7 protein-coding genes are annotated in these 7,294 nt (G+C 61.5%); all 7 read right to left on the reverse strand.

Annotated features, from left to right (window positions below):
• Positions 1-143: 143 nt before the first annotated feature.
• The 7 genes from ACXRVY_RS12535 to accD all read right to left on the reverse strand — a co-directional run bounded on the left by ACXRVY_RS12535 (position 144) and on the right by accD (position 7,292).
• Complete coding sequence (locus ACXRVY_RS12535) at positions 144-920, reverse strand: SDR family oxidoreductase (RefSeq protein WP_223457099.1); 777 nt, start codon at positions 918-920, stop codon at positions 144-146.
• Positions 917-2,128 carry an O-succinylhomoserine sulfhydrylase gene (locus tag ACXRVY_RS12540; protein ID WP_223457097.1) on the reverse strand — a complete coding sequence of 404 codons (1,212 nt, stop codon included), beginning with the start codon at positions 2,126-2,128 and terminating at the stop codon, positions 917-919. The genes ACXRVY_RS12535 and ACXRVY_RS12540 overlap by 4 nt, the downstream gene beginning before the upstream one ends.
• 81 nt (positions 2,129-2,209) lie before the next feature.
• Positions 2,210-3,715, reverse strand: coding sequence for an amidophosphoribosyltransferase (gene purF / locus ACXRVY_RS12545; RefSeq protein WP_458237501.1), 1,506 nt, complete (start codon positions 3,713-3,715; stop codon positions 2,210-2,212).
• 41 nt (positions 3,716-3,756) lie between these two features.
• Entirely contained in the window at positions 3,757-4,317 is a 561-nt protein-coding gene (locus tag ACXRVY_RS12550) for a CvpA family protein (protein WP_223457095.1), read from the reverse strand.
• 98 nt (positions 4,318-4,415) lie between these two features.
• Positions 4,416-5,084, reverse strand: coding sequence for an SPOR domain-containing protein (locus ACXRVY_RS12555; protein WP_223457093.1), 669 nt, complete (start codon positions 5,082-5,084; stop codon positions 4,416-4,418).
• Entirely contained in the window at positions 5,068-6,375 is a 1,308-nt protein-coding gene (folC, locus tag ACXRVY_RS12560) for a bifunctional tetrahydrofolate synthase/dihydrofolate synthase (RefSeq protein WP_458237502.1), read from the reverse strand. The genes ACXRVY_RS12555 and folC overlap by 17 nt, the downstream gene beginning before the upstream one ends.
• Positions 6,372-7,292 (reverse strand): acetyl-CoA carboxylase, carboxyltransferase subunit beta, encoded by a 921-nt coding sequence (accD, locus tag ACXRVY_RS12565; protein WP_223457088.1) that lies wholly within the window; start codon positions 7,290-7,292, stop codon positions 6,372-6,374. The genes folC and accD overlap by 4 nt, the downstream gene beginning before the upstream one ends.
• Positions 7,293-7,294 lie beyond the last annotated feature (2 nt).

The following is a 7,294-nucleotide window of genomic DNA, read 5'->3' on the forward strand; positions in this document are numbered from 1 at the left end:
GTGTCGGCAACCATCAGTCCGCCATCGCGAGCAAGCTCGCTCCCACAGTTAAAAGCAGATGCTCTCCCTCTGTGGGAGCGAGCTTGCTCGCGATGAGGGCAGCACATTCAACATCAAATGCCGAAAACCGCACCCTGCCCCCATCACTCGCTGTAAATCATCTTCTTGGTCATGCCGCCATCGACCACGAATTCCTGGCCGGTGACAAACCCGGCGTTCCTCGACAGCAGCCAGGCCACCATCGCCGCGACATCCTCGACCGTCCCTACCCTGCCCGCCGGATGCTGGGCATGATCGGCTTCGGTCAAGGGTTCGGCACGCCGCACCGAAGGATCGCGCGCATCGATCCAGCCAGGGCTGACGGCATTGACCCGGATCTCCGGGCCAAGACTGATGGCCAACGCATGAGTCAGGGCCAGCAAACCGCCCTTGCTCGCCGCATAAGCCTCTGTGTCGGGCTCAGACTGCCCGGCGCGGGTCGAGGCCAGATTGACGATGGCACCGCTGTGAGCGCGCAGGTACGGCGCACAGTGCTTGGCCAGCAACATCGGCCCGCTGAGGTTCACCGCCAACACCCGATTCCAGTGAGCCAAGTCGAGGCTTTCCAGAGTGATGTTATGCGGATCGGCAACCGCGGCATTGCAGACCAGTGCATCCAGGCGCCCGAACTGGCCGAGCACCTCGGCCACGCCCAGTGCGACCTGCCCCTCGCTGGCGACATCCATGGTGATGAACCAGGCGTTGTCACCCAGCACCTTCGCCACTTTCGAGCCGCGCTCGCGGTCCAGATCCGTCAACACGACTTGCCAGCCTTCGCTGATCAGCCAGGCCGAGATCCCCAGGCCAATGCCTCGCGCAGCACCGGTCACCAGCGCTACGCGACCATTCGAGCCGGTGGCCGGTGCAGACAAGTCGATCACAACGCAGCCAGGCCGCGCGCCAGATCGGCTTGCAGGTCCGCCACGTCTTCCAGACCGACCGCAACGCGGATCAGGCTGTCACGAATGCCCGCCGCTTCACGCTCCTGCGGCGCCAGGCGACCATGGGACGTGGTGCTCGGATGGGTGATGGTGGTCTTGCTGTCGCCCAGGTTGGCGGTGATCGAAATCAGGCGCGTGGCATCGATAAAGCGCCAGGCGCCCTCTTTGCCGCCCTTGACCTCAAAACTGACGACCGCACCGAAACCCTTCTGCTGGCGCAGCGCCAGTTCGTGCTGTGGATGACTCTTGAGACCGGCGTAATGGACTTTCTCGATGCCTTCCTGCTGCTCCAGCCATTCGGCCAGTTGCTGGGCGTTGGCACAATGGGCCTTCATCCGCAGGTTCAGGGTTTCCAGGCCCTTGAGGAAGATCCAGGCATTGAACGGGCTCAGGGTCGGCCCGGCAGTACGCAGGAAGCCCACCACCTCTTTCATCTGCTCGCTGCGACCGGCGACCACGCCACCCATGCAACGGCCCTGGCCATCGATGAACTTGGTGGCCGAGTGCACGACGATGTCCGCGCCCATTTTCAGCGGCTGCTGCAAGGCCGGGGTGCAGAAGCAGTTGTCGACCACCAGCATCGCGCCTTTGGCGTGCGCGATTTTCGCCAGTTCGGCGATGTCGACCAATTCGGCCAGCGGGTTGGACGGCGACTCGACGAACAGCAATTTGGTATTGGCCTTGATCGCCGCGTCCCAGCCGGACAAATCCGCCAGGGCCACGTAATCGACTTCGATGCCGAAACGCTTGAAGTACTTTTCGAACAGGCTGATGGTCGAGCCGAATACGCTACGCGACACCAGCACGTGATCACCGGCGCTGCACAGGCTCATCACCACAGCCATGATCGCGGCCATACCGGTGGCGGTGGCCACGGCCTGCTCGGCGCTTTCCAGCGCGGCGATGCGCTCTTCGAACGCGCGTACGGTCGGGTTGGTGTAGCGCGAATAAACGTTGCCCGGCACTTCGCCAGCGAAGCGCGCAGCGGCGTCGGCGGCGGTACGGAACACGTAGCTGGAGGTGAAGAACATCGGATCACCGTGTTCGCCTTCCGGCGTACGGTGCTGACCGGCGCGTACGGCCAGGGTATCGAACGCTACACCTTCGAGGTCGCTGTCCAGCCGACCGGCATCCCATTCCTGACTCATGCTGTCACTCCTTGCCCTGCTCTTGATAGATGAAGTTCTTTTTGCCAGATACAAAACCGGCCCCTCAGGGCCGGTAGAAACTCAGTTGTTGTACAGATCGATGATCGCACTGACTGCCTGCGTCTTGACCTTGGAGGCATCGTTGCGTGCCTGCTCGATCTTGTTCAGGTAAGCCTCGTCGACGTCGCCGGTGACGTACTGGCCATCGAACACCGCGCAATCGAACTTGTCGATCTTGATCTTGCCGCCACCGACCGCTTCGATCAAGTCAGGCAGATCCTGATAAATCAGCCAGTCAGCGCCGATCAAGTCAGCCACGTCCTGGGTCGAACGGTTGTGGGCGATCAGTTCGTGAGCGCTCGGCATGTCGATGCCATAGACGTTCGGGTAGCGAACCGCTGGGGCCGCAGAGCAGAAGTACACGTTCTTGGCGCCAGCTTCGCGGGCCATCTGGATGATCTGCTTGCAAGTGGTACCGCGAACGATGGAGTCATCCACCAGCATCACGTTCTTGCCGCGGAACTCCAGCTCGATGGCATTGAGCTTCTGGCGTACCGACTTCTTGCGCGCAGCCTGGCCCGGCATGATGAAGGTCCGGCCGATGTAGCGGTTCTTCACGAAGCCTTCGCGGAACTTCACGCCCAGGTGGTTCGCCAGTTCCAGGGCCGCGGTGCGGCTGGTGTCCGGGATCGGGATGACCACGTCGATATCGTGATCCGGACGCTCGCGCAGGATCTTCTCGGCCAGCTTCTCACCCATGCGCAGGCGGGCCTTGTAGACCGACACGCCGTCGATGATCGAATCCGGACGCGCCAGGTACACATGTTCGAAAATGCACGGAGTCAACGACGGGTTGGTCGCGCACTGACGGGTGTGCAGCTTGYCGTCTTCAGTGATGTAGACCGCTTCGCCCGGTGCCAGGTCGCGAATCAGGGTGAAGCCGAGCACGTCCAGGGAAACGCTTTCGGAGGCGATCATGTACTCGACGCCTTCGTCGGTGTGACGCTGGCCGAACACGATCGGACGGATGCCGTGCGGGTCGCGGAAACCGACGATGCCGTAGCCGGTCACCATCGCCACGACGGCGTAGCCACCGACACAACGGTTGTGCACGTCAGTCACAGCGGCGAACACGTCTTCTTCGGTTGGCTGCAACTTGCCGCGCTGGGCCAGTTCGTGAGCGAACACGTTCAGCAGCACTTCCGAATCGGAGCTGGTGTTGACGTGGCGCAGGTCAGATTCGTAAATCTCCTTGGCCAGTTGTTCAACGTTGGTCAGGTTACCGTTGTGCGCCAGGGTGATGCCGTAAGGCGAGTTGACGTAAAACGGTTGAGCTTCGGCCGAGGTCGAGCTGCCCGCGGTCGGGTAGCGCACATGGCCAATACCCATGTGACCGACCAGGCGCTGCATGTGACGCTGATGGAACACGTCACGCACCAGGCCGTTGTCCTTGCGCAGGAATAACCGGCCATCGTGGCTGGTCACGATACCGGCAGCGTCCTGGCCGCGGTGCTGGAGGACGGTTAGCGCGTCATACAGCGCCTGATTGACGTTCGACTTACCGACGATACCGACGATGCCACACATGCGACGCAACCCCTACTTAATGGATCTGAACTGAACACAACTCACTGAGGCGTTTTGGCCATCGGCAAGAGGTGCTCCTTGAACGGTATATCAGCGGGTACGCTGATTCCGCTGGCAAGCCACTGACTGCTCCACCCGAGGATCAGGTTTTTGGACCAGTCGGCGACCAATAAAAATTTTGGCACGAGCTGTGACTCTTTCCACCACCCGTCCTGCTGTACCGGCCCCAGGCTCAACAGCCCGACGGCGATGACCACCAGCAACCCGCCACGCGCGGCGCCGAAGGCCATGCCGAGGAATCGGTCGGTCCCGGAGAGCCCGGTGACGCGAACCAGTTCGCCGATAAGATAATTGATCATTGCGCCTACGATTAAAGTGGCGACAAACATGATGGCACAGCCCGTGATTATACGAGCCGATGGCGTTTGAATGTACCCGCCGAGGTACTCGGACAGTGAGCCACCGAACATCCAGGCAACGACTCCTGCGATGATCCAGGTCAGCAGCGACAATGCTTCTTTGACGAAGCCGCGGCTCAGACTGATCAATGCGGAGATGGCGACGATCGCTACGATCGCCCAGTCAACCCAGGTAAATGGCACAGTGCAGCCTACAGACGGATAAGGCGGCGCATTTTAGCAGAGCCCGTGCTTATCGGTAAGCTGCTATTGCCAGTGCATTTCATATCGGGGCGATAGTTTTAGCCACGTTCCGGTTGAAAGCGCACCACAAACCCCTTGAGATTCTGCTGGCGGTTCAGCAAGTCACGCAGGCGGTCGGCCTCAGCGCGCTCGATCAACGGCCCGACAAACACCCGGTTTTTGCCGTCGGCGGTACGGATGTAGGCGTTGTAACCCTGGCTGCGCAGGGTTTTCTGAAGTTTTTCCGCGCTTTCACGACTCGACAGGCTGGCCAGTTGCACCGACCAGCTGACAGACAAACCATTGGCATCGACACGGCTTTGCGTGGTGTCCGGCTTGCCCGGTGCCGCGGTGATCGGCTGGGCAGGCGCTGTCGCAGGTTTGGCGGCCAGAGCCGGGACTGGCGCCGGTGCAGCCGGTTTGGCCGCTGGCGCTGGAGCCGCTGGTGCTGGAACTACCGGCGCACTTGGCACCGCCGATTCCTGCTGGGCGATTTCGTCATCGCTCGGCACGGGTTCCTGAGGCAAGGCTTGCGGCTCGGGCACCACCACGGGCTCGACCTGCACCTGGGGCATCGCAGGCGCCCGCGGAGCCGCCGGCGCTTCGACCGTCACCTGGCGCTGTTCGTCCTGGCGGGAAAACAGCATCGGCAGAAAAATCACTGCCAGCGCGACCAACACCAGGGCGCCAACCATGCGCTGCTTGTATGCCTTATCCAGCAATGCCATTTGCCGCGTCCTCCGTGGAGCGCCGGGCCAGCCATTCAAGGGCCTCGGCGACACAATAAAATGATCCGAACAACAGGATTTCGTCGTCGCTCGTGGCCCGCGCGCACTGCCCTTCCAGGGCGGCCGCGACACTTTCGTATGACGTGACCGAAGCACCCAGACCCTGCAGAGCGCCGTGCAAATCCGCAACCGGACGCGCTCGAGGCGAATCCAGCGGTGCGACAGCCCAGTGCTGGACACTAGCATTCAATTCGCCGACAACACCATCCAGATCCTTGTCCGCCAACAGCCCGAACACCGCCAGGCGCTTGCCGACCGGCGGGCGACTGGCCAGACGACGAGCCAGATACTCCGCCGCATGGGGGTTATGCCCCACATCCAGCAATAGATTCAAGCGCTTGCCTAGCCACTCGAACTCACGGCGATCCAGGCGACCGACTACCTTCGTTGCCCGCAGCGCCTCGATAATCTGCGCATCCACCCAAGGCAAGCCGAGCAGCAGGTACGCCTGCATCGCCAGCGCAGCGTTTTCCATCGGCAGATCGAGCAGTGGCAAGTCGCGCAGTTCAACTGCACGCCCTTGCGCATCGACACCGCGCCACTGCCAGTTGTGATCGGTCATACCGAGATCAAAATCGCGCCCACGCAGGAAAAACGGGCATTTTAGCTCGCGCGCCTTGTCCAGCAGAGGTTRTGGAGGATTCAGATCGCCGCAGAGCGCAGGCGCGCCCTGACGGAAAATACCGGCCTTCTCGAAGGCCACGGACTCTCGTGTATCACCGAGGTAATCCGCATGATCGACGCCAATACTGGTGACCAGCGCCACATCGGCGTCCACCACGTTGACCGTATCCAGGCGACCGCCAAGACCGACTTCCAGCACCACAGCATCGAGCCCTGAACGCTGGAATAGCCAGAACGCCGCCAGGGTGCCCATTTCGAAGTAAGTCAGGGAAGTATCGCCGCGCCCGGCCTCTACCGCGACAAAGGCCTCGCACAGCTCGGCGTCAGTGGCTTCGACGCCATTGACCTGCACCCGCTCGTTGTAACGCAGCAGGTGCGGGGAGTTGTAAACCCCCACTTTCAAGCCCTGGGCCCGCAGCAAGGACGCCACGAACGCACAGGTGGAACCCTTGCCGTTGGTCCCGGTGACCGTAATCACCCGCGGCGCCGGCTTGCCCAGTCCCATGCGGGACGCTACCTGCTGCGACCGCTCCAGGCCCATGTCGATGGCCGAAGGGTGCAACTGCTCGAGGTAGGCGAGCCATTCGCCAAGGGTACGTTGGGTCATAGGCCGACAGGTACCGGTGGAACCACGATCGGCTCGATAGGTGCAGCCACGAACTTCGGCGTTGGCAGACCCATCATTTGCGCCAGCAGGTTGCCCAGACGCGGACGCAGCTCCTGACGATCGATGATCATGTCGATGGCACCGTGCTCCAGCAGGAACTCGCTGCGCTGGAAGCCTTCCGGCAGTTTTTCACGCACGGTTTGCTCGATCACACGCGGACCGGCAAAACCGATCAACGCCTTCGGCTCACCGACAATCACGTCACCCAGCATCGCCAGACTGGCGGAAACGCCGCCGTAGACCGGATCGGTCAACACCGAGATGAACGGGATGCCCTCTTCACGCAAACGCGCCAGCACCGCGGAGGTCTTGGCCATCTGCATCAGGGAAATCAGCGCTTCCTGCATCCGCGCACCGCCGGAAGCGGCGAAGCAGATCATCGGGCAACGTTTTTCCAGGGCGTAGTTGGCGGCGCGAACGAAACGCTCACCGACGATGGCGCCCATCGAACCGCCCATGAAGGAAAACTCGAACGCCGAAACCACGACCGGCATGCCCAGCAAAGTGCCGCTCATGGAAACCAGCGCATCTTTTTCACCGGTCTGCTTTTGTGCAGCGGTCAGGCGGTCCTTGTACTTCTTGCCGTCGCGGAATTTCAGACGGTCAACCGGCTCCAGGTCCGCACCCAGCTCGGTACGACCTTCAACGTCGAGAAAAATGTCGATACGAGCGCGGGCGCCGATACGCATGTGATGGTTGCACTTGGGGCAAACGTCCAGGGTCTTTTCCAACTCTGGACGATAAAGCACAGCCTCGCAAGACGGGCATTTGTGCCAAAGACCTTCAGGCACCGAGCTCTTTTTGACCTCGGAACGCATGATCGAAGGGATCAGTTTGTCTACTAACCAGTTGCTCATGC

It is taken from the genome of Pseudomonas sp. P5_A2_2 (genome assembly GCF_054177685.1).

Bases quoted from the DNA above. Each gene is read 5' to 3' on its own strand.
- ACXRVY_RS12540 (WP_223457097.1), bottom strand. From the start codon at position 2,128: ATGAGTCAGGAATGGGATGCCGGTCGGCTGGACAGCGACCTCGAAGGT.
- ACXRVY_RS12555 (WP_223457093.1), bottom strand. From the start codon at position 5,084: ATGGCATTGCTGGATAAGGCATACAAGCAGCGCATGGTTGGCGCCCTG.
- accD (WP_223457088.1), bottom strand. From the start codon at position 7,292: ATGAGCAACTGGTTAGTAGACAAACTGATCCCTTCGATCATGCGTTCC.